The sequence below is a fragment of the Ideonella flava genome, assembly GCF_051857595.1.
GTDB lineage: Bacteria > Pseudomonadota > Gammaproteobacteria > Burkholderiales > Burkholderiaceae_C > Ideonella.
The window spans coordinates 162420-184175 of record NZ_JBPZHD010000010.1 but is presented as its reverse complement, the minus strand read 5'-3'; the positions used below and the strand labels follow the sequence as shown (position 1 = coordinate 184175).

The following is a 21756-nucleotide window of genomic DNA, read 5'->3' as shown; positions in this document are numbered from 1 at the left end:
CATGCTGAAGAACCTCAGTGCCGACCTGGTGATCGACGCGGCGATGGCGGCGACCCAGAAGTACGTCAGCCTCGTGCTCGACAACGACCCCGACGATGGCGAGCACGTGGTGCCCGGCGAGCTGCGCCGCTTCTTCGGCCGCCTGCGGCTTCTGCACGGCGTGCCCTTCAGCTACCTGGTGCCCGACGCCGCGCTGCTGCCGATCGAGTCGATCCGCTTCTTCTACATCGACCGCTCCTGGACCGATGCGCTGGTGCAGGGCGCGCTGAGCGTGGGCACCATCACCACCTCCGACCGAAGCCAGCTCGAAGCTGTCTACCCCACGCTGCGCAACGAGATCGACGAGGCCGAGCGCTTCGCCCGCCAGCCGCAGGGTGAGGAGATGCTCAAGGCCGGCAGCGGCACGATCACGGGCTTCCTGCTGCGCTCGCGCGCGGTCTCGGGCTGGCCCAACCTGCATGTGCGGGCCTATTCGCGAGACGTGGTGAAGGACGACGCGCTGACCACCGAGGCCGAGTCCAACCCCGAGCGCATGAAGGTGCTGCGCATGGAGCGCCTCGCGCCGGCGGTGCTGCTGGTGCTGTTCGACGGCGTGCCGGCGGTGGTGCACATCGAGGAGCCGCGCCAGGGCATCCAGTTCGGCGCGCGCACCGACAAGAACACCCCCTTCGGCACCCGCAAAGTGCGCCTGCGCGACAAGAACACTGGCAACCTGGTGAACAAGGACGGCTCCAAGTCCGAGCCGACGGATCCGTTCACACCTGACAACTCGGTGGTCGTGCCCTTCCGGCCCAACGCGCCCGGCGTGATCGACCTGGCCAAGCTCAACCAGCGCCTCGCGGCCGCGGCGCCGCCGGTCGGGCCGCCGAAGCTGCCGCCGCAGGAATTCGCGCTCGAGATGCTGCGATTCCCCTATCGGCAGGTCTTCGGCGACCCGAAGGAGACCGAGGGTTCGCAGTTCTACGAGCTCGACGCCTTCCAGGTGGCGATCGGCCTGAGCGAGTGGAAGGACCAGGTCATCAACTACATGGAAAAGGTGCAGCCATGAAGCGCGCTAGCAGCGGCAAGGCGGCGCCGCTCGACCGGCTGGGCACGCCGCCCTTGCTGCGCCAGGGCGACCTGCGCGTGCAGCTGCCGCCCGAGGACACGCGCCAGCTGCTGCGCGACAAGCGCTTCCTCGCGGCCGACCGCGCCGCGATGGACATCGGCGAGATCGCCACCTGGGACAAGTACCTGCTGCGCGAGCGGCGGCTGCTGGTGCCGATCGACGTGCAGGCGCTGTACATCCCGCCGGGCCACAAGGAAGCCTTCGTTCGCCTGCCCATGCTGCTCGCCGACCCGAACGGCGAGGACCTGAAGAACCCGGAAGACGGCTTCCCGCCACCGTTCGCCGAAGGCACGCCGCGCCCGGCGGGCGTGCACCTGCACTGGGCCATGCCCGACGCCCTGCTGCGCGGCAAGCTGGACCAGCGCGACGACGGCAGCGTCAACCGGCTCACCTTGCCCCGCCTGCCCGACCGCTGGGTGGTGCTGCGTGCGCTGCTGCCGCTGGGTTCGCGCGAGGTGGTGCTGAGCGGCTGGGTGCTGGAGGCCGACCGCGCCGCGGCCATCCCCTTGGGCAGCTGGACCGAAGGCGGCAGCGCCTCGCAGAACGCGCCCATCGCCGGCGTGCCGGTCGATCGCGAGCGGCTCACCGGCACGGTGGGCGGCTCGGTCAGCTGGGCCGCGGCCTACGACGCCGTGCTGAACCGCTTCGCCCTGCACGACCCGCTCACCGACGTCGCGACCCTGGCGCCCAAAGGCGTCGACGACAACTGCGCCGCCTACCTGGTCGCCGGCTGGTGGAGCGACCCCGCGCTCGATGCGCTGGATGCCGCCCGCAGCGATGCCAGCCTGCACGAGCTGCTCGACAAGCTGCGCTGGCGCCTGCTCTACGAGTGGGGCGACGAGCAGTGGGCGCTGCAGGAGGCGAAGGCGCAGTTCGACCTGAGAAAGGCGCTGGGCCTGACGACGGCCGAGCGCTGGTCCAGCCCTCGGCCGTTCGAGGTGCCGGACGTGCCGCTGCGCAAGGCAGCGCAGCAGGTCTCCGCGTTCACGCCCATCGCGTCCACGTTCATCGAGCAGCCGGTGCTGCAGGCCAACTCCGCCTTCGCCGCCGACGCGGCTCACCGCTATGTCGCCGAGCCCTGGCACCTGCGCTCGTCGCTGCTGCACGGGGCGATCTACGGCGTCCCCGTCTCCGGCACCGTCCTCGTCGACCGGCGGCCTTCGGCCTCGACCCTGTCGGTGGCCATGGGCCACCACGACGACGACCTGCTGGCCGCCTTTGCCGCCCCTGCTCAGGCCAACCCCGAGCAGCGCCGGGCCACCGAGCGTCTGCTCGGGGCCTTCACCGCGCAGAAGGTCAACCGGCTCGGCTCCCCCGACGGCATCGCCGAACTGGAGGACCGCGAGCACGCGGTCGCCTTCCAGTCGCTGCCCAGCGGCTCGGCCGGCAGCGACCGCTACCTGCAGCGCGTGCAGACCGGCGGCGTCGGCGGCCTCGGCCTGGGCCGCTCGCGTGCTTCGCAGGCCGGCATACAGACACGGGCCTTTGCGCAGCAGAAGGCCATGAAGTCCAAGGGCCTGCAGGCCAAGGCGTTCGGGGGCGGCCAGCAGGTCGTCAGCAGCCAGATGGCCTTCGCCACCCAGTACAAGCCGACGCTGATCGAGGCCAGCGCGGCGGTGATCAAGGACCTGTCGCGGTCTCGCGTGGGCGAGGTGCTCACGCCGACAGAGGCGCGCGTGGTCGACCGGCCGGCGCCGCGCTTCACTTTCCCGACCGAGCCGATGGTCGCCATCCGCGGGGCCTCGCGCAGCCTTCGCCATGGCAACGACGGCCGCGGCTCGGCCGATGGCAAGCTCACCTGCCGCTGGCCCTCGCACGTGATCGACGAGATCGCTGGCGTGATCGCCAAGGACCGCTTCGTGCGCTCGCTCGGCAACGGCTCCATCCCGCCGGAGGTCACCACACTGGCGCGCGAGCTGCTGCTGCACGACCCTTACCACCACGCCTGGCTGGCCAACGCAGTGGCGCCTTCGGACGAGATCCGCGGCGCGGTCTTCCGCCGCCTGCAGGCCGAGTCGGTGATGCGCTTCCGCGCCGACGGCACCTACGACGGCGCGACCATCGCCTTCCACCCCACCGCGGCCAAGACCAAGGCCGCGCGCATGCGGGCCAAGGCCGCCGGCGGCAACGGCTTCTCGCCCATCGAGCCGGGCGTGCGCCAGCAGCAGACGATGATCGCCGACGAACTCGCGCGCTTCTCGCTGTACAAGGGTGCCGACCCCGACCTCGTCGGCGTGACGACCTGGGCCCAGCCCTGGGTGCCGATGTGGCTGGAGTGGGAGCTCAAGGTCGAGGGCCTGGACCCGCCGACGCTGGAGGCCTGGAAGCTCGGCGCGGTCGATCTCGACGCCGACACGACCGACATCACCGGCGACAGCGTGGCACTGCGCGGCCGCGCCCAGCTCACGGTGGGCGCGGCGAACACCCTGCACGACGCGATAGCCGACTGGCTCAAGGCCGAGGACGCGCTCGATGCCACCCCCGGCGGCGGCCTCATCGACGAGAAGACCGAGGACGCCTACCGCACGCTGGACGAGGCCGTGCTCAACCTCGACATCGTCACCGCGGCCCTGGACGGCGTGCGCAACCAGCTGCTCGGCTTCGCCGCGTCCGATGGACTGCGCCGGCCGGCCAACGCGGGCGGTGGCGTGGACCACCCCGCGCCTCTGCAGGCGCCGCACGCGCTGCTGGCCGGCTGCGTCACCTTGAGCAAGGCACGGTTGCTCGATGCCTTCGGCCGCACGCTCGACGTGCCTTTGACCACCGTCCAGGTGCCCACGCGCTCGGTCCGCACCGAGCGGCCCGGCGCGCTGGAGATGGCCCCGCGCCTGCTGCGGCCGGCGCGCTGGCTGCTGCGGCTGGTGGACTCGGCGACGCCGCTGGGCGCCGAGGGCGTGGAAGCCCGCGTCGACCAGATCGAGGCGGCGCTGCAGGTCAACCCGGTCGCCGGCTTCGTGATGCCCGACCACCTGGACGAGAGCCTCGAGGTCTTCGGTGTCGACGGGGCGCCGATCGGCGAGCTGTTGCACGAGGCGGCCAGCGGCGGCGTGATGTGGGAGATCGCGGCCGGCCGCACCGGCCCCGCGGATGCCGGGCCCTTGTTCGACTTGTCGCCGAAGCAGCAGGTGCTGGGCCGCTTCGCCGCTGGCCTGGTGGCGGCCGATGCCGCGGCGCGCGCCGGGGCACCGGCCGACGTCGAAGACGTCACCACCGAGTCCGCGCTGTCGGCCTTGCTGCGAGCCATAGACACCACGCTGTGGAGCGTCGACACCTTCGCCGCCATGGGCAGCGAGCACGTGGCCGGGCTGGTGGGGCGGCCGGTGGCGGTGGTGCGCGCGCAGCTGCGGCTGGAGCTGCGCCCGCCGGTGGACGTGGACCTGTCCGACCTGGATCGCGCGGCCGAATGGGAAGCGGCCGAGCGAAGGGCGAGGGCGTATGCCTTCCCCGTGCGCATCGGCGAGATCACCCGCAGTGACGACGGACTGCTCGGCTTCTTCGTCGACGATGATTTCTCCCGCTTCCGCCTGGTCGACAAGGCCATCGCCGGGGCCGCCACCGAAAGCGGGCGCAGCCGCGGCCAGCTGGGCCTGTACGCGCAATCCGCCGGCCTGCCCGCCAAGAAGCCGATCACGCATCCCTACATCGCCGGCAAGGACGAGGACGACACCCTGCTGCTGCACCTGGGCCAGACCGTGACGCTCACCCTCTTCATGCACCCTTCGGGCAAGGCGACGCTCAGCTCGGGCGTGCTGCCGCGCAAGGCGCTGGCGCTGGCGCGCGATTGGGTCGGCCCCGGCCTCGCCGCCATCGCGCCTTCGCTTCGAACCGGGCCGGTGCTGGTGGAGACCGACCTGGCCAAGGACGGCCAGGTGCGCCTGCCCAAGGTCTCGGTCTTCGGCAAGGACCAGAACTTCCTCTGGCGCGACACGCCCGCCACCTGGCGCACCGACGCCATCCTGGCCGCCACGCAGACGGCGCTGCTGCCGGACACGCCGGCGGAATTCAGGGAAGGCTGGATCCGCGTCGCGCCCGACAAGCCGAAGGAGGAGTGAGCGATGAGACATCCTGGGTCAACCCCCTGTTGGCGGGCCGAGCGCAGGGCCGCTCCCAAGCCGGCCGCTCCCTGGCGTGATTCGTCCACTGGACGAATCACGTCCGCGGTCGCCCCCTCGGGGGATCGGCCGACGTACCCGTCGGGCGAGGGGCTCCAATGAGCCGCTACGCCTGGCCTGCCTCGCCGCGTCACGAGAACGACGACCATCCCGCCGAACGGGGCCGCTTCGTGCGCCGCACGCGTCGCGAGTTCGACCCCGATGGCGCCCGCGAGGCGGGCCGCAAGGCGCTGGTGCCGACCCGTGCACTGTCGCGAGGTGGGGTCATGCCCAAGGCGCCCCCGGTGGGCGGCGACCCGTTCCTGTGGCAACCGCTCGGACCGGTGAACGTGACGGGCGGGCAGACGATCGGTGCCGCGCGCGTGGCCGGCCGGGTCAACATGCTGGCGGTGCACAAGGACGGCGAACGGCTGTACGCCGCTTCGGGCAATGGCGGCGTCTGGTACAGCAAGGACGGCGGGTCGAACTGGGTCTCGCTCGGCGGCTTCGCCACCACGCCGGTGGCCGGCATCAAGCGCCCCGCGCAGCGCAATGCCTGCGGCTCGATCGAGGTGGCCTTCGGCGCCACCGAGGCCGACGACGTGGCCTACCTGGGCACGGGAGAGACGACCCATTCGTTCAGCGGCCAGCCCGGTCGTTCCGAGGCCGGCATCGGCATCCTGGTGGCACAGCACCCGGCCACGGCCGGCGTGGACGACCCGTGGGTCCGCGAGGCGAAGAACCTGGTCAACGAAGGCGTCTGTCGCATCGCGCTGCAGCCGGGCGGCAACGGCGTGGTGGCGGCCACCACCATCGGCCTGTTCCAGCGGCCGGCCGGAGGCGGCCTGGACTGCGTCTGGACCAAGCTGACGCAGACGCCGTTCGACACACTGTCCGACAAGTGCTCCGACGTGCTGTGGACCAAGGGCGATGGCGCGACGCGGCCCGAGCGCCTGTGGGTCTGGGTGCAGGAGGGCGCGCAGCCTGGCCTGTGGTGCCGCGACGCCGGCGCGGGCGAGTTCAAGCGCATCGTCCCGATGGCCTTGTTCGCCGACGGCAGCGGGCCGCGCGGGCAGCTCGCGCGGGTTCCGGCCGACGTCTCGCCCACGCAGTTCTACGCCCTGTGCGACACGAGCGGCACCAACGCGCCGCAGCTGATCCGCGTGAAGTGTCCGGGCAACGCGCAGCCCACCTTCGAGCTGGTCACGGCGGGCGTACCGCCCATCATGGGGTCGGGGCAGGGCTTCTACGACATCGTGGTGGCCGCCCACCCCAGCGTGGCGGATCGCGTGGTCATCGGGGGCTCGACCTTCGCCGCGACCGAGCCCGACGGCACGCCCATGCTGGCCAGCGGCAACACCGACGACGCCGCGGTGCTGGTCGGCGAGGTGGCGATGAACGCCGGGGCGCTGACCTTCGGCTCGCCGAACCCGCCGCTGATGCTCGGGGTCAACGTGCACGCCGACGTGCACGACATCGTCTGGACCAACAACGGCAATCGGCTGTGGGTGGCCTGCGACGGCGGCGTGTTCCGCTCGGACAAGCCCGGCACGGCGGTGAGCTTCTACGCGGTCAACAACGGGCTCGCGGTGATCGAGTCCAACTACATCGCCTGTCACCCCACCTGCGAGGGCTTCATCGTCGCCGGCCTGCAGGACAACGGCGTCATCACGCGCCGCTCCAACTCGCACTGGCGGCACGACGGCGACGGCGACGGCGGCGGCGTGGCACTCGATCCGCTGAATCCCGGCCGCTACTTCCGCCAGTACTTCCGCGGCGGCTGGGAAACGGTGCCGGCGCCGGGCAGCCTGCCGGTGACGCAGGCCGAGAACGACAAGGCAGCGTTCTACTCGGAGGCCGCCGCGATCGCCGCGCAGCGTGGCGCCGCGAACTTCAGCCAGCTCATCGTCGGCACCCGGCGTGTCTGGTACTCGGAGGACTTCGGCAGCACCTGGTTCACGCTGCCCTCGGGATCCACCAGTGCCGTGGCCAACGCCACCATCGGCCTGGATGCCTTCGGCCAGGTGATCCGCGTGTGCCGCTGGCAGACGCCGGACGTCGCCTGGGTGCTCGGCGAGACCAAGCTGATGCGCTACGCGCGCACGGCCAACGCCAGCGCGCCCGGCACCTGGGGCGCGACCGAGGTGCGGCCGGTCGACGTGGTGCCCGGCGGCAAGGAGAAGAAGCGCCCGCCCGTGCCGCCGTCGATGAACGACGCGACCATGTGGACCGACATCGGGGTCAACCTCGACGGCCCGGGGGCGGTGCGCGGCACGCTCGGCGCCCTCTACCTGGGCACGACCGGCCACGAGACCAAGCCCGAGGTCGACACCCTGTGGTGGTTCGACGGCACCGACAAGTGGGTCCCCACCAAGCTGCGCACCGACCCCAAGGGCGTGCCGGCCCCGGTGGTGGCCATCGCCTGCCATCCCGACTTCCCGCAGGACGTGTGGGTGGGCACCACTGTCGGCGTGTGGCATGGCGTGCGCACCGACCACGGCGCCGATCCACCGACCTGGGCCTGGAACGGGCGGGTGAACGGCCTGCCCGAAGCGGCCGTGGAGGACCTGCAGATCTTCAAGGACGGCACGCTGGTGCTGCTGCGCGCCGGCATCGCCGCGCGGGGGATCTGGGAGCTGCGCCTGGACCAGCCGACGCTGGTGCCCAAGACCTACCTGCGGGCCCACGACGACGACCTGCGCTACCGCGATCGGGCGGTCGAGAAGAAGCGCGACCTGGTGACCGACCGCTCCTGGCACGGCAGCCCCGACGTGCGGCCGCGGCGCGCGCCGGTGTCGCTGGCCAACCCGGCCTCGCTGCCCTGGTTCCGCGGCTCGCCCGCCGTCGAAGAGGAGATGTTGCGTCGCTTCCAGAGCGCCCTGCGCGCCAGCCGCAACGATCCGCGGGTACAGCCCACCGGCCGCTGGGACGCGTACTTCAACGAGGTCCTGCGAGACCTGGGCGCAGCGATCGCCCCACCGCCACCGCCACCGCCCGCGCCGCAGGTGCCGCCGGCCGGCGCCGTCCTCATCGACAACGCGTTGTGGAACGGCGCCATGGCCGTGCCGGCGAACGCCACCGCGGAGCCTTGGGGAAACGGTGTCCCCACCGAGGCCGACCTGGCCGATTTCGCGCTGAAGCTGGAGGAGGGCGATGCCACGCAGGCCTCCTGCGCCCTGGCGCGCGCGCCGCACAAGGTCGACGTGGTGGTGCACCACCGCGGCGGCTTCGCGGTGGGCGGCGCCACCGTGCGCGTCACCCTGCTGAAGTGGGTCGACCCGGCTGCCAGCTGCGCGGCGCAGTGGAACGATGCCTCCACCTGGTTCTCGGCCGACCTGCCGTGGTTCGACGCCGTCAACCAGGTGCTGAACTCGGCCGACGGCAAGACGGCCCTCGCGCTGACGGCCGGCTGGAGCTTCGTGCTGGGCGCGGCCGGTGAGTCGCACCGCCTCGACCTGACGGGCCAGACGATCAACAACGTCCAGCCCGGCATCGCCAGCTTCGACCTCGACCTGGCCACCGCCACGCCGGACAGCCTGGTGCTGCTGGTGGCGGTGATCCGCGTCGGCAGCGACATCGCGCTCGGCGGCAATGTCAAGCTGCGGGACCTGGCCTTGACGAACCCGAATGTCGCCGTACGCTCGGTGCACGTGAAGCTGTAGCGCTGGCGAAAGTCGCGGCGCCGGCAGGAGGAGACAGACGATGGCCCGCACGATCACCATCCAGCTCACCGGCCGCGAAGAATCGCCGACGCTGCCGCCGCTGCTGACCCGGGCCAGCCGCGGCCTCGACGGCCAGCCCGACCCCTTCCTGCCGGCCGACTACCTCAGGCCCACCGCGACCTACGACGTGGGCGCCAGTGCCCGCAGCGCGGTCGCCGCCGCGACGGTGAAGCGGGAAGCGAGTGCCGACGAGCTCATCGTGCTGGAGCTGGCCGATGGCGGCACGCTGGTGACCAGCGTGGCCCAGCTGCGCGAGACGCTGGAGCGCACCCATCCCGACTGGCTAGAAGGCGAAGAGGGCATCCCGCTCGAGAAGCTGCGCGCCACCTGTGCCTCGCCCGGCCGCGGTCTCGGCGAGGCGCTCGGCGGCCTGGTCAGCAAGGTCTACACGCTGGTGGCCGGCGAGGCGCAGGACGCCGTCATCGACGCCGCCCTCGGCTGGCTCAAGGACAAGGGCCTGCAGCCGGCGGAGCTGGGGGTGACCTGGTTGGGCACCCAGGCGCTGATGTGGGCGGTGGAGTCCAAGCTGGTCGACAAGCCCGGCGTCTATCACTGGGTGGGTGGCACCGGGCGGGAGGACCGCTTCGAGCCGCCGCGCGAGGCCGAGCTGGCGGACGTGGCCGCCAAGGGCGAGCCGATGCTGGTCTTCGTGCATGGCACCGGCTCCAGCTCGCCCGGCAGCTTCGGCGACCTGCGGGTGGGCGACCGCGACCTGTGGAACGCGCTCGAGCGCCACTTCACCGGCGGCATCTATGGCTTCGAGCACCACACGCTGTCGGCAAGCCCGATCGACAACGCCCTGCAACTGGCCAGGGCCCTGCCGGCCGGCGCGCGGCTGAGCCTGGTCTCCCACTCGCGCGGAGGCCTCGTCGCCGACCTGCTTTGCCTGGGCGAGTTCGATGCCGTCATCGAGGCCTACGGGCGGCCGAAGAACCTGCCGGGCATAGGCGAACTCGATCCCGACAGCGATGAATCCAAGGCCATCGTCAAGCAGTTGGACGACGCCTACGCCGATCAGCGCAAGACGCTGCGCCTGCTGGCGGCCGAGCTGCGGGCCAAGAAATTCGTCATCGAGCGCTACGTGCGCGCGGCCTCGCCGGCCAACGGCACCAAGCTGGCGAGCGGCAACTTCGACGTCTTCCTCTCGGGCCTGCTCACGCTGATCGGCCAGGTGCCGTTCTTCTTCGGCAGCCCGTTCTACGCGGCCTTCAAGCGGGTGGTGATCGAGATCGCGAAGAACCGCACCAACCCGCACCTGGTGCCCGGCATCGAGGCCATGCTGCCGGATTCGCCGATGGCCCGGCTGCTGCGCGACGCCCCGGTGCGCGAGGGGCTGGCGATGTCGGTCATCGCCGGCGACATCGAGGGCGGCAACCTGCTCAAGCGCCTGGGCGTGCTGCTGACCGACATGCTGATCTTCGACCGCGAGGACAACGACCTGGTGGTCAACACCCCCGCCATGCTGGCCGGCATCGCGCCGCGTATCGATGCCCGCGTGATCTTCGACCGCGGGGCGGATGTCTCGCACTTCCGCTACTTCACCAACACCGGCACGCGGATAGCGCTGCGCGACTGGCTCGTCGCGAAGGAGCCGCGGGCGCTGGAGGCCTTCCGCCCCTTGCCCAACCCCGAGGACTATGCGGCAGCACTCGTCGCCGCCAGCCGCGATGCGCTGGCCACCGACAAGCCGGTGGTCGTGGTGCTGCCGGGCGTGATGGGCTCGCACCTGCGGGCCGGCCGCGACGACCGCGTCTGGTTCGACCCGCTGGACATCGCCGCCGGCGGCCTGGCCAAGATCGCCTGGGGCCGGGCCGACGTCGAGGCCGACGACCTGTTCGAGATGTTCTACGGCGAGCTGTGCCAGGCGCTGGCCGACAGCCATCGCGTCGAGCGCTTCGCCTACGACTGGCGACAGCCGCTAGACGTGCTTGGCGAACGCTTCGGCGAGTTCGTCGACCGGCTGATGAAGCAGACGCAGCAGCCGATCCGGTTGCTCGCCCACAGCATGGGCGGCCTGGTGGTGCGCGCCTGCATCCACCGCCGCCGGCCGGTGATGGATGCATTGATGGCGCGCGACGGCGCGCGGCTGGTGATGCTGGGCACGCCGCACCAGGGCGCGCACTCGATGGTGGAAAACCTCATCGGCAAGGGCGACACGCTGCGCATGCTGGTGCGGCTGGACGTGACGCACAGCATGCAGCAGGTGCTGGACATCGTCGCGGGATTTCGCGGCGCGCTGCAATTGCTGCCCAAACCTGGCTTCACTGACATGTTCCAGGGCCAGAGCGACGGCGGCGAGTTCCACGACTACCAGCAGCAGTCGACCTGGGAAGACTTCGTGCCCAAGGTCAAGGACTTCTGGTTCGGCAACGGCCAGGTAGGGCAGCCGACGCAGGAGGTGCTCGATTCCGCGGCCTGGCTGTGGCGGCAGGACGGCATGCAGCGGCCTGCCTTGCCGGCAGCCTACGAAAAGCTCGCCGTCTACGTCTTCGGCGTGGCCCGCAACACGCCTTGCGGCGTGCGCGAGATCGATGGTCGGCTGAAGATGGTCGGCACGACGCATGGCGACGGCACGGTCACCTGGGAGTCGGGCCGCATAGGCGGCATCGGCCAGTTCTTCTACATGCCCGCCGAGCACGGCGACCTGCCGGCGACCAAGGAGTACTTCCCGGCTCTCAAGCAGTTGCTGATCACCGGCACCAGCAACCTGCTGTCGGCGACGCCGCCGGCGAAGCGGGCCATCGAGCAGCCGCAGCCCCTGGCCTACGACGCCGGCCCGCCCAGCGTGGACGATGCCCAGGTGATGGGCCGCGTGCTGCTGGGCGGCTCGGCACGCAACCGCCTTCAGCCGCGCAGCAAGCGCCGGCTGGACGTGCGGGTGCGGGCGATGGACCTGCACTTCCTCTCGCAGCCCATCATGGTCGGCCATTACGAGCGCGACCCGATCGCCGGCCCGCAGGCGCTCATCGACCGCGAGCTGCTCAGCGGCGACCTCACCGAGCGAAAGAATCTGGGCCTGTACGCCGGCCCTCTCGGGACCGCGACGGTGGTGCTGCGCGTGCCCAACGAGGCCGAGCGCCTGCGCGGCAGCATGCGCGGCGCCATCGTCACCGGCCTCGGCCCCTTCGATGGCTCGCTGGGCATCGCGCAACTGACCGAGGCGGTGGTCGCCGGGACGCTGCGCTACCTGCTGCAGGTGATAGACGTGCTCGGCAAGTCGGAGCGCGAAGTGCCGCTGGCGACCCTGCTGCTGGGCTACAACTCGTCGGCCAACCTGACGGTCGAGGCCTCGATGGAGGCCCTGGTGCGCGGCGTGATGGAAGGCAACGCCCGCTTCTACGAGACCACGCGGCTGAACATACGCGTGGGCCGGCTCGACATCGTGGAGCTCTACATCGACACGGCCATCACGGCGGTGTACGCGCTGCGGCACCTGGAGGCGCGGCTCGCGGCCCAGGCCGAGCAGCACCAGACGGAGCTGGTGTGCCAGCGCCAGCTCGACCGCGGCGAAGGCATGCGCCAGCGCCTGTTCGACGGCGGCCGCACCAGCTACTGGCCGCGGCTGATGATCACCGGCGCGATCGGCGACGAGGCCTACGAATCGGTCGTGCCCGCCTCCGTCTCCGATGCGCCGACCACCCTCGTGGCCGACACCCTGCGCTTCGTCTACGTCGGCCAGCGCGCGCGTGCCGAATCCAAGCTGCACCAGCGCCAGCCCGGCCTGATAGAGCAGCTCGTGCGCCAGCAGATCCACGACAAGCTGTGGAGCGAGGACTTCGGCCGCACGCTGTTCCAGCTGATGGTGCCGCACGACTTCAAGGGCGCCGCGCGCCAGCTCGACAAGGTGGTGCTGGTAGTCGATCGCGCCACGGCCAACCTGCCGTGGGAGCTGATGCTGGCCGACGACCCCACGCGCACCGACGACGACAAGCGACCCCTGTCCTTGCGAACGGCCGTGGTGCGCCAGCTCGTCTCCACCGAGTTCCGCCGCCAGGTGCGCCAGAGCTTCGAGCGCACGGCGCTGGTGATAGGCAACCCGTCGGTCAAGGGCTTCGCCAAGGCCTTGTCGCGGCCGGATGCGCCCATCGCCGCCGATCCGCCGGACCTGCCCAGAGCGCAGGCCGAGGCCGAGGCCGTGGCGCGGCTGCTCGGCGCCATGGGCTACACCGTGCGGCCGCTCACGGGCGGCGAGCCGGCCAATTTGCTCCTGCCGGCGCTGTACCACCAGCCCTGGCGCATCCTGCACATCTCGGCCCACGGCGTGTTCGGCGTGCGCCATCCCGACGGGCGCTGGCGCAGCGGCGTGGTGCTGTCCGATGGCCTGTTCATCACGGCGGCCGAGATCGACGCGATGGAGGTCGTGCCCGACGTCGTCTTCCTCAATTGCTGCCACCTGGGCACGGTCGATGTCGGACGGGCCGGCAACAAGCTGGCGGCCAGCATCGCGCGGCAGCTGATCGAGATCGGCGTGCGGTGCGTGGTGGTCGCGGGCTGGGCTGTCGACGACGAAGGCGCGCGCCGCTTCGGCGAGACCTTCTACGAGCACCTGCTGCGCCGGCGCCAGCCCTTTGGCGAATCGGTGCTCGAGGCCCGCAAGGCGGTCTACGAGAACAACCCGCTCGACATCACCTGGGGCGCCTTCCAGGCCTATGGCGATCCGGCCTGGCGCGCCGAGCCCCAGGCCGAGGGCGGGGACCGCGGCGAGGACGACCACTTCGCCTCGCCGGAGGAACTGCTGGACGAACTGGCCCGCATCCGCGCCACGCTGGCGCGGCGCAGCGATCGCCTGAGCGACCGTGACTCCCGCGCGCAGATCACCTCGCTGACCGCGATGCTGCGCGACCGCACCCAGGCCGGCTGGCTCGACGTGCCGACCGTTCAATCCGCCCTGGGCCTGACCTGGTTCGATCTGGGCGAGTTTGAGCGCGCCCGGCTGGCCTTGACGCGCGCCGTCCAGGCCGAGGATGCCGAGGGCAAGGTGCCCATCCACGACATCGAGAAGCTGGCCAACGTCGAGGCCCGCCTGGCCGAGCGCATGGCCTGGAACGAGGTCCGCGCGATCTTCGAGCCGCCCGCGCCGGGCACCCCGGCCGCCGAAGCGCCGGCTGCAACCACCGTCAGCGGCCCGTACGGAAGGACCTCGGTGGCGGCGATCGAGACCGCCGAGTCCCTCATCGATGGCGCCATCGAGCGCCTGCAGACGCTGGACCGGCTGGTGGGCACCCCCGACCGGCCGCCGTTCAACCCGGAGCGCAGCGCCTTGCTGGGCAGCGCCTACAAGCGCCAGGCCAACCTGTACGCCTTGCGCCTGCTGGCACAGGAGCGCGTGCGGCAGGAGGCCGGCGCGAGCTCGGCGCGCAAGGTGGCCGTGTTCCAGCTCGCCGAGGGTGCGGCCGAGGGGCTGCGCCGCGCGCTGGAGGCCAGCATCTCCGCCTACCGGCGTGACGAATGCAGCGCCGGCAGCCGCGAGTTCTCGGCCTACCTGGCCCTCAACCGCCTGGCCCTGGACGCCATCACGGCCTGGCGCAGCGAGGCGGAGAAGCAGGCCGCGATCGAGTTGGCGCACGAATGCCGCCGCTACGCCGCCGAGAGCTTCGGCCGCACCGCCAGCCCGTGGGACGCGATGATGCAGCCCGAGGCCCTGCTGGTCGAGCGCCTGGTGGACGGCAGCCTGGCCGGGCAGGGCGACGCGGCCCATGCCGCGCTGGAGGAGCTGGCCGCCGCCTACGGCCAGGCGCTGGCCAACGTCACCGTGAAGCCTTCGCAGCTGGACTCCATGCTGTCGCAGATGGAGCTGCTGTCCCGCTTCCTGGACGCCTGCGGGGTGGCCGAAGAGAACCCGGCCTACTGCCGCGTGGCGACCCGGCTGCTGGAGCTGCTGCAGCGCATCCGGCCCGGCCGCCCGCCGCGCAACGACCGGCCGTCGATGCGCTCTTCGGCCAGGCCGGCGGCGACTGCGCCGGCGCCGGCGCCGGTGGCCAGGAAGGCGAGCGCCCGCAAGACGCCGGCCCGGCCTCGCAAGCGCTGAGGGCGCAGCTGCCTACGGCTTGTCGGCCCGCACCCGGATGCGGGCCATCATCCCGTCGTCCACGTGCTCGCCGATGTGGCAGTGGTAGGCGAAATCGCCCGCGACGGTGAACGGGATCTCGAGCTCCACGGCATGCGTCACGCAGGCGCCGGCGCGCCACTCGTCGACCGAGCGGCACAGGCCGTCTGCGTGCGGCACCGGTACGTTGTCGTGCAGCACGCCGCCGCGATGCTCGACCGTGCGGCCGCCCACCACGTCGCGCGACAGCAGGCTGAACTTGGTCTGGTGGATGTGGAAGTTGTGGTCCTCGCCGGCGATGTTGACGATCTGCCAGCGCTCGACGGCCGGCGTGTTGCCAGGCCCCAGCGGCACGCAGAGGGTGGGCGTGTCGGGGTTGAAGGGCGCGATGCTGAGGAAGGTGCCCGGCACCGCGTTGCCGTTCTCGTCCAGCTCTTCGTAGCCCAGCCCGAACTCGATGACGCCGCCGGGCAGGAAGCCCATGAAGATGCGTCGCTTGTGGCCCGGCGCGAGAGGCTGGCAATCGGCCTCGGGGCGGAACAGCGCGTTGCCGGCTTTGAGCTCGCTGCTCAGGCGCCGCGGGTCTCGCAGCGCGGCGTTGGCATCGCCGGTCACCGACAGCATCTGCGGCGCCCTGGCCGAAGCGGTGCCGCGGAAACTCACGCGGGCCAGGTCGATGTCGGGCCAATGGTCGCCGGCCGGGCCGGTCTTGACGTTGGCTGTGTAGAGCGTGGCGGTGGCGTTGTCACCCGCCGGCGCCAGTCGCCCGGCGGCGTCGCGGTGCGCCACCCACAGCTCGACGCGCGAGCTGGGCATCAGGAGGACGCGGCTGGCGCACAGAGGCTTGTGGGCGAGCTTGCCCGGCACATCGGCGGGGCAGGGCACGGCCTGGATGCGGGTGCCGCTCATGGTGCGCAGCTCGGCGCTGGTCGCGTTCGCGTCGGGCTCGACCGCCACGCCGTCGACCGCCAGCACCTGCATCAGCATGTCCTGTCCGCTCGCGTCGTCGCGCAGCCCCAGGTCGTAGCTCACCGTCGCCGAGCCGGTGGTGATGCGCCAGATCTCGCCGTTGCCGGAGGCCACCGGAATGTGCGGATAGACCTGCCCGTTCAGGCTGAAGAACCAGCGCCCGCCGCCGCTGGGCTCGCCGTGCATGCCGAGGCACGAGCCCTGGCGCGTGTCCCCATCCTTGACGGCCTTGGGCTTGCAGAAGGCCGGCACCGCCTGGGTGAGGATGCGGTTGCTCTTGAGCACCTGCGAATCCTTGAGCAACAAGTGGCGCACCGGCAGCGTCTGCAGGAAGGCGCCGCAGTCGGCGTCCTTGCACAGGTAGTCCGCCGGGTGGCCGACGGTGATCACGCCCGACAGACCGGAGTTCAGCTGGTTCAGCGTCAGGCCGTGCAGGTGGGCGTGCATCCAGAACAGGCCCGAGGGGTGGCTCTTCGGGATCTTGATCTCGTAGTCGGTGGACCCGAGCCGGACGTCGCCGTGCAGGATGTCGTCGCCATCCGGCGGCGGGTTGTCCGGGTTCAGCGTCATCACGTAGATGTTGTCGCCGTACGTGGGCGACTTGCGCGTCGGCCAGTGCGGCGAGACGAGCATCCCGTGCGTGTGCAGGTTCGTCGGGTTGGAGGCCAGGTAGTGGAAGCCCCGCTCGCGCGCGTGCTCCGAATCGAGCACCACGGGCAGCTTGTTGACCAGGTGCATCTTCAGCGTGTCGCCGGGCTGCAATTGCAGCCGCGTGCCGCCGTAGAGGTTGGTGCCCGGCGGCCTGGCGGGGCACGTCTCGCTGCCGTCGGTCGGGCGCGGGCAGATGTCGTAGACCCAGCCCTCGGGCTGGTAGGGCGAGAAGGTGGTGATCGGCTCGGGACGCGCGACGACCAGCAGGTCGAGCATGCCGTCCTGGCCTTGCAGCACCGGCAACTCGGCCAGCGTGGCGGCCGCGGCCGGCAGTGCGGCAGCGAGCCACGTCGACCAGACAGCGAACAGGCAGAAGTGGGAGCGCAGGCGCAACGACATCGAACAGCCTCCGGCGGCGGCATGGGGACCGGAGGATTCCAGCACAGGGCCTGCGGGCGGCCAAGCTGCGAGCGTGGGGGAGGGCGCCTCCGACAGGGCCGGAAGGCGGACCGTCGAGCCTGGCCTTTGAAGTTTCTTGACGATTGGCCGGCCCGCCGCGCGGCTCAGTTCGTCTCGGCGTCCGCCCTGATGATGGTCTCGCCCTTGAGCAGTCCCATGTCGCGGAGGTTGAAGCGGTGGCGCTTCCAGCCCTCGTAGGTCCGGCGCCAGTTCTTCAGCGATACCACGTAATACACCACCTTGAACATCAGCAGCGACAGGCGGTAGGGCAAGCCGTGGCGGAGGTCCGCGGCCAGCAAGGACATCAGCCCCTGCTTGACCTTGAACGTGTTCTTCGGGTGCATGAACATGTCGCGGATGGTCGGGTTCGTCACGCGGTAGATGAACCACGAATAGTCCCGAGGGCCGGCACGCATGCGCTTCTCGACAGCACGCCGCGCGGCCGGCAGCTGTTCGGGACGGTCGAGCGCGGTGGCCACGAGCTCGGCGCCGTCGAAGGCGCTCTGCATCGCCAGGAAGACGCCCGACGAGAACATCGGGTCGATGAACGTGAAGGCATCGCCGACCAGCAGGTAGCGATCGCCCGTCGCATGCGTGCTGGCGTAGGAGAAATTGCCGGTGGCATGCACCGCGTCGTCGACGAGCGTCGCTTCCTTCAGCCTGTCGTGCAACTCGGGGCACAGGGCGATGGTGTCGAAGAAGTAGTCCTTGAGCGGCTTGTCGCGGGCCTTGAGGTAGTAGGCCCAGCACACCGCGCCGACGCTGGTGGTGCCGTCGGCGAGCGGGATGAACCAGAACCAGCCGTGCTCGAACCAGCAGATGCTGATGTTGCCCTCGCGCTTGCCGGGCAGGCGCCGCGCGTTGCGGAAGTGGCCGAACAGGGCGGTGCTGTTGTGGTCCGGGTTCTTCTTCTTGGCCTTGAACTTGGTCGCCAGCACCGTGTCGCGTCCGCTCGCGTCGACGACGAAGCGCGCACGCCAATCCGACTTCGTGCCGTCTTCAAGAGTGGCCTGCACCGAGGCTCCGGTGTCGTCGAAACTCACCTGCCGGACCTTGGCGCCTTCTATTGCCAGGGCACCGGTCTTGGCCGCGTTCCTGAACAGCAGCTCGTCGAGCTCGGACCGGCGCACCTGCCACGCGGAATCCTTGGACGGGTCCCAGCCCTCGCTGAAATCCACGTAGCTGCGTTCATCGTGATCGGGCGGCACGAACTCGATGCCGAACTTCGGCATGCCGATCTTCTCGACCTGCTCCCGCACCCCCAGGCGTTCGAACAGTTCCACGTTGCCGGGCAGGAGCGATTCGCCGATGTGGAAGCGCGGGTGGTGGTCCTTCTCGAGCAGCACGACGCGGCGACCCTGGCGGGCCAGCAGTGCGGCGATCGTCGATCCGGCCGGGCCGCCGCCGATCACCAGCACGTCACATTCCTGTTTTTGCATCGCGGCATTATTTAACATGGGCTCTCGCCTTCCGGTCCGAGGCGGCCCTCCCATCGCCTGCCCGGACCGCCCGCGCGCGCCGCGCCTGCCGGAACCACACCCATGTCCACCACCGTGCTGCTGATGCAGCTCATCACCATCCTCGTCACCGCGCGGGCCTGCGGCTGGCTGCTGCGCCACGTGGGCCAGCCCGGCGTCGTCGGCGAAATGGCGGCGGGCCTGCTGCTGGGCCCGGTGGTCGCGGGCGCCCTGTGGCCCGAGCTGCACGCGCAGCTGTTCTCCAAGGCATCGCTGCCGGGGCTTTCCGCCTTGTCGACGCTGGGCCTGGTGCTCTTCATGTTCGTGATCGGGCTGGAGCTGCGTGCTCAGCACGGCATGAAGGCGCAGTTGAAGGCCGCCGGCTGGGTGGGCCTCATCAGCACGGCGGTGCCGATGGTGCTCGGACTGGCCATCGCGCCCGTGCTCCATCCCACGCTGGCTCCGAAGGGCGTGGCGTTCTGGCCCTTCGCGCTTTTCCTGGCGGTGGCGCTGTCGATCACCGCCTTCCCGGTGATGGCGCGCATCCTGAAGGACAGGGGCCTGTCGCGCACTTCCTTCGGCCAGCTGTCGCTCAGCGCTGCGGCCGTCGTCGATGTGTTCGCCTGGGTGCTGCTGGCGCTGGTGGTGGCGCTCGCTGGCGCGGGTGAAGGCTACGCCGGATTGCTGAGAACGACCGGCGGAGCGGCGGCGCTGTGTGTCTTCGTGTTCCTCGTGCTCAAGCCCGGCTATGCCTGGCTCCTGCGCCGGTATGCGCCGGCCGGCGAGGCTTCTACGACGGTGCTGGCCGCGCTCATGATCGGCCTGCTCGGCTGCGCCATGCTGACCGAGTGGCTGCACCTGCACGCCGTGTTCGGGGCGTTCCTGTTCGGCGCCTGCCTGCCCCGCGACGACCGCCTTCTGGATTCACTGGCCAAACGCATAGAGCCGCTGTCGATCGTCGTGCTGATGCCGCTGTTCTTCGCGCTGGCCGGCCTGGGGACGACGCCCGGCGCGTTCTCCGGCACAGGCTTCGGCGCCATGGCCCTGATCCTGGGGGTCGCCGTGGTCGGCAAGATCGCCGGTGGCGCCGTGGGCGCGCGCATCGCCGGCTATGGCTGGCGCGACAGCCTCGCCACGGGGACCCTGATGAACGCGCGCGGCCTGATGGAGTTGATCGTCATGAAGGTCGGGCTGGACGCCGGCCTGATCGGGCCTGAACTCTTCACCTTGCTGTTGCTCATGGCGCTCGTGACGACGGCCATGACCGGCCCGTTGATCAATCTTTGCGCCGGCCGCGCACAGCTCGAGCCCGACCGCGACGCCCGCGTCAACGCCTAGGGAGCCGGCCGGGTCAAGCTCCGCCCGGCCCGCCGCTTGCCGCAATACCCGAGAGCCGCATGGGGCCGGCAGGCGGCTGCGGCAAGATGGGCCGGTGTCCCGGCACGCTGCACGAAATGCCGGCAGCGACTGACGCACGGCCCGTGCCAAGCGATCAAGGAAGCTTTGATGAACCGCCCCGACATCGACCTCGTCTTCGGCCGAGGGCGCCTGCGCATGGCCACGGGCCAACATGTGGAGGTTTTTCGTGAGGAGTCGCAACCGGGTGAAAGGCGGCGCTACAGCAAGCGCTTCCTCGTCACCCAGGCGGGCGACCTGCGCCACTGGACCGAACGCGAGGCCCACATCCTGACGCGCCTGGCCGGCCTCGGCGTCGCGCCCATGGCGCTGGTCGAGCCTTTCGATCACGGCGCGTATGGCCGGCTGGAGCTGCTGAGGACCTACGACGCCGGCGTGACGGTGGACCACTGGGCGACCTTGCTGCCCGTGCAGCGGGATGGCACGCGATATCGGCATGTGTTCGAGGATTGCGCCCACTGGTGGGCGCTGGCGCGCCACTGCCTGATGGCACTGGACACGCTTCACGAGGCGGGTATGGTCCACCTGGACCTGAAGGCCGACAACATCTGCATTCCGCTGGACCCGGAGGGCTTCGACCCGGCCGTGCCCGGCGCGGTGTTGAAGCCCCGCTTCGAGGAGCTGGCCTTCATCGACTTTGCCTTCTCGCTGATCCTGGACGAAGGCCTGGACCAGCCGCTGCCGCTGGCAGGACAGACCGAATACGACTACCAATCGCCACGCCTTTTCAACGCGCTCGAGGCCGGCCGCAAAGGCGACCTGACGGCGACCCGGCAGCTGGACTGGCGTTGCGACATCTTCAGCCTCGCGGCGATGCTGCGGCGCTACCTGCCGGGCTCGGAGGCGTCACCGCAGGGCAGCTGGACCCTGTGGCATCTGGAGCAGGCGCGCGCCCTGATCCGCCGATTGCTGGAGGCCCACGATGCGAACGAGCCGGCGCAAAGGCCTCACCAGGCCCTGATCGCGTTGACGAAACAGGCGCTGGCCGACGCCGAGGTGTCGGCTTCGCTGAAGCGGGGCTGGGTGCTCGCGGGCGACGGCGCATCACCGGCATCGGACCTGGCCACGCCGCTCACGCGCGTCGCCTTGCCAGCCAGCTCCGGCATGCCGTTCCCCGAACCGGAGATGGCTGCGGAGGCCCATTTCGCCGCAGGGCGCCAGCCCGCCGCTCGACGAGCGGCCTGGACGCAAGGCTGGATCACGGTGGCGGCCATCGGGGTGCCGCTGCTCGGCACCTGGTGGTGGGCGATGCAGCCGCGGCCGTCCACGGAGCAACGCGCGGATGCGGCACTGAGGGCGCCAGCGGAGGCGTCGAGCACGGCGGCCCTGTTGCCTGCTCCGAGGGCCGCATCGGCGCCGGCGCTGCCGCCATCACCTCCACCTTCACCCGTCGTGACCACCCGTCCGCCTACCGGGCCCGCTGAATTGGACGCAGCCACTGCACAGACCACGGCCAGGTCCGAGCCACCGACCGCACCGCCGGCGGCCATAGAGCCTGCAAGACAGACCGCACCGCCTCGGATGGCCGCCGCCCCGCCCGCTCCGAAGCCCGCAGCCGAAGAGCGCACCAGGGCGACCACGCGCAGCCGAGGGGCCGCGCCGTCGCCAGCCGCACCGGCAGTGCCGGAAGGCCGGCTGCCGGTGAACCAGGCCGAGCGCGAGCGCGCCCTCGAATGGCTCGACAAGCGCGGCCCTTCGCCCCGGCCTGGCATGACGATGCCGCCCGCCCCGGTGAGCGAGCCGGCTTCGGCGCCCAAGCCTTCAAAGTCGGCGCCGCGCCCCTGAAGCGGTCCGGGCCCGGATGTCGCCCCCGGCGTGGGGCGTATCACCTTGCTTC

8 protein-coding genes are annotated in these 21756 nt (G+C 70.9%); 6 read left to right on the top strand and 2 right to left on the bottom strand.

Going from position 1 to position 21756, the window contains the following annotated elements; all coding sequences use genetic code 11:
* Position 1 precedes the first annotated feature (1 nt).
* The 4 genes from ACS5PM_RS22235 to ACS5PM_RS22220 all read left to right on the top strand — a co-directional run bounded on the left by ACS5PM_RS22235 (position 2) and on the right by ACS5PM_RS22220 (position 14949).
* A complete protein-coding gene (locus ACS5PM_RS22235) occupies positions 2 to 1048 on the top strand; it encodes a hypothetical protein (RefSeq protein WP_439389887.1) in 1047 nt (348 codons plus the stop codon).
* Complete coding sequence (locus tag ACS5PM_RS22230) at positions 1045 to 5160, top strand: hypothetical protein (protein ID WP_439389886.1); 4116 nt, start codon at positions 1045 to 1047, stop codon at positions 5158 to 5160. Before ACS5PM_RS22235 ends, ACS5PM_RS22230 begins: the two co-directional genes overlap by 4 nt.
* Before the next feature lie 158 nt (positions 5161 to 5318).
* Positions 5319 to 8861, top strand: coding sequence for a hypothetical protein (locus ACS5PM_RS22225; protein WP_439389885.1), 3543 nt, complete (start codon positions 5319 to 5321; stop codon positions 8859 to 8861).
* 40 nt (positions 8862 to 8901) lie between these two features.
* Positions 8902 to 14949, top strand: coding sequence for a DUF7379 domain-containing protein (locus ACS5PM_RS22220; RefSeq protein WP_439389884.1), 6048 nt, complete (start codon positions 8902 to 8904; stop codon positions 14947 to 14949).
* A 12-nt stretch (positions 14950 to 14961) separates the two neighbouring features.
* On the opposite strand, the gene ACS5PM_RS22215 is transcribed toward ACS5PM_RS22220, so the two are convergent.
* Together ACS5PM_RS22215 and ACS5PM_RS22210 are read right to left on the bottom strand one after the other, a co-directional pair.
* The gene (locus tag ACS5PM_RS22215; RefSeq protein ID WP_439389883.1) at positions 14962 to 16986 is read right to left on the bottom strand and encodes a multicopper oxidase family protein; all 2025 of its coding nucleotides are present in this window, start codon (positions 16984 to 16986) and stop codon (positions 14962 to 14964) included.
* 164 nt (positions 16987 to 17150) lie between these two features.
* A complete protein-coding gene (locus ACS5PM_RS22210) occupies positions 17151 to 18485 on the bottom strand; it encodes an NAD(P)/FAD-dependent oxidoreductase (protein WP_439389882.1) in 1335 nt (444 codons plus the stop codon).
* 102 nt (positions 18486 to 18587) lie between these two features.
* On the opposite strand from ACS5PM_RS22210, the gene ACS5PM_RS22205 reads away from it, so the two are divergent.
* Together ACS5PM_RS22205 and ACS5PM_RS22200 are read left to right on the top strand one after the other, a co-directional pair.
* The gene (locus ACS5PM_RS22205; protein ID WP_439389881.1) at positions 18588 to 19841 is read left to right on the top strand and encodes a cation:proton antiporter; all 1254 of its coding nucleotides are present in this window, start codon (positions 18588 to 18590) and stop codon (positions 19839 to 19841) included.
* 168 nt (positions 19842 to 20009) lie between these two features.
* Positions 20010 to 21704 (top strand): hypothetical protein, encoded by a 1695-nt coding sequence (locus tag ACS5PM_RS22200; RefSeq protein WP_439389880.1) that lies wholly within the window; start codon positions 20010 to 20012, stop codon positions 21702 to 21704.
* Positions 21705 to 21756: the final 52 nt, after the last annotated feature.

Excerpts from the sequence above, each read along its gene's own strand:
- ACS5PM_RS22235 (WP_439389887.1), top strand. The coding sequence starts at position 2 with ATGCTGAAGAACCTCAGTGCCGACCTGGTGATCGACGCGGCGATGGCG.
- ACS5PM_RS22230 (WP_439389886.1), top strand. The coding sequence starts at position 1,045 with ATGAAGCGCGCTAGCAGCGGCAAGGCGGCGCCGCTCGACCGGCTGGGC.
- ACS5PM_RS22225 (WP_439389885.1), top strand. The coding sequence starts at position 5,319 with ATGAGCCGCTACGCCTGGCCTGCCTCGCCGCGTCACGAGAACGACGAC.
- ACS5PM_RS22220 (WP_439389884.1), top strand. The coding sequence starts at position 8,902 with ATGGCCCGCACGATCACCATCCAGCTCACCGGCCGCGAAGAATCGCCG.
- ACS5PM_RS22215 (WP_439389883.1), bottom strand. The coding sequence starts at position 16,986 with ATGTCGTTGCGCCTGCGCTCCCACTTCTGCCTGTTCGCTGTCTGGTCG.
- ACS5PM_RS22210 (WP_439389882.1), bottom strand. The coding sequence starts at position 18,485 with ATGCAAAAACAGGAATGTGACGTGCTGGTGATCGGCGGCGGCCCGGCC.
- ACS5PM_RS22205 (WP_439389881.1), top strand. The coding sequence starts at position 18,588 with ATGTCCACCACCGTGCTGCTGATGCAGCTCATCACCATCCTCGTCACC.
- ACS5PM_RS22200 (WP_439389880.1), top strand. The coding sequence starts at position 20,010 with ATGAACCGCCCCGACATCGACCTCGTCTTCGGCCGAGGGCGCCTGCGC.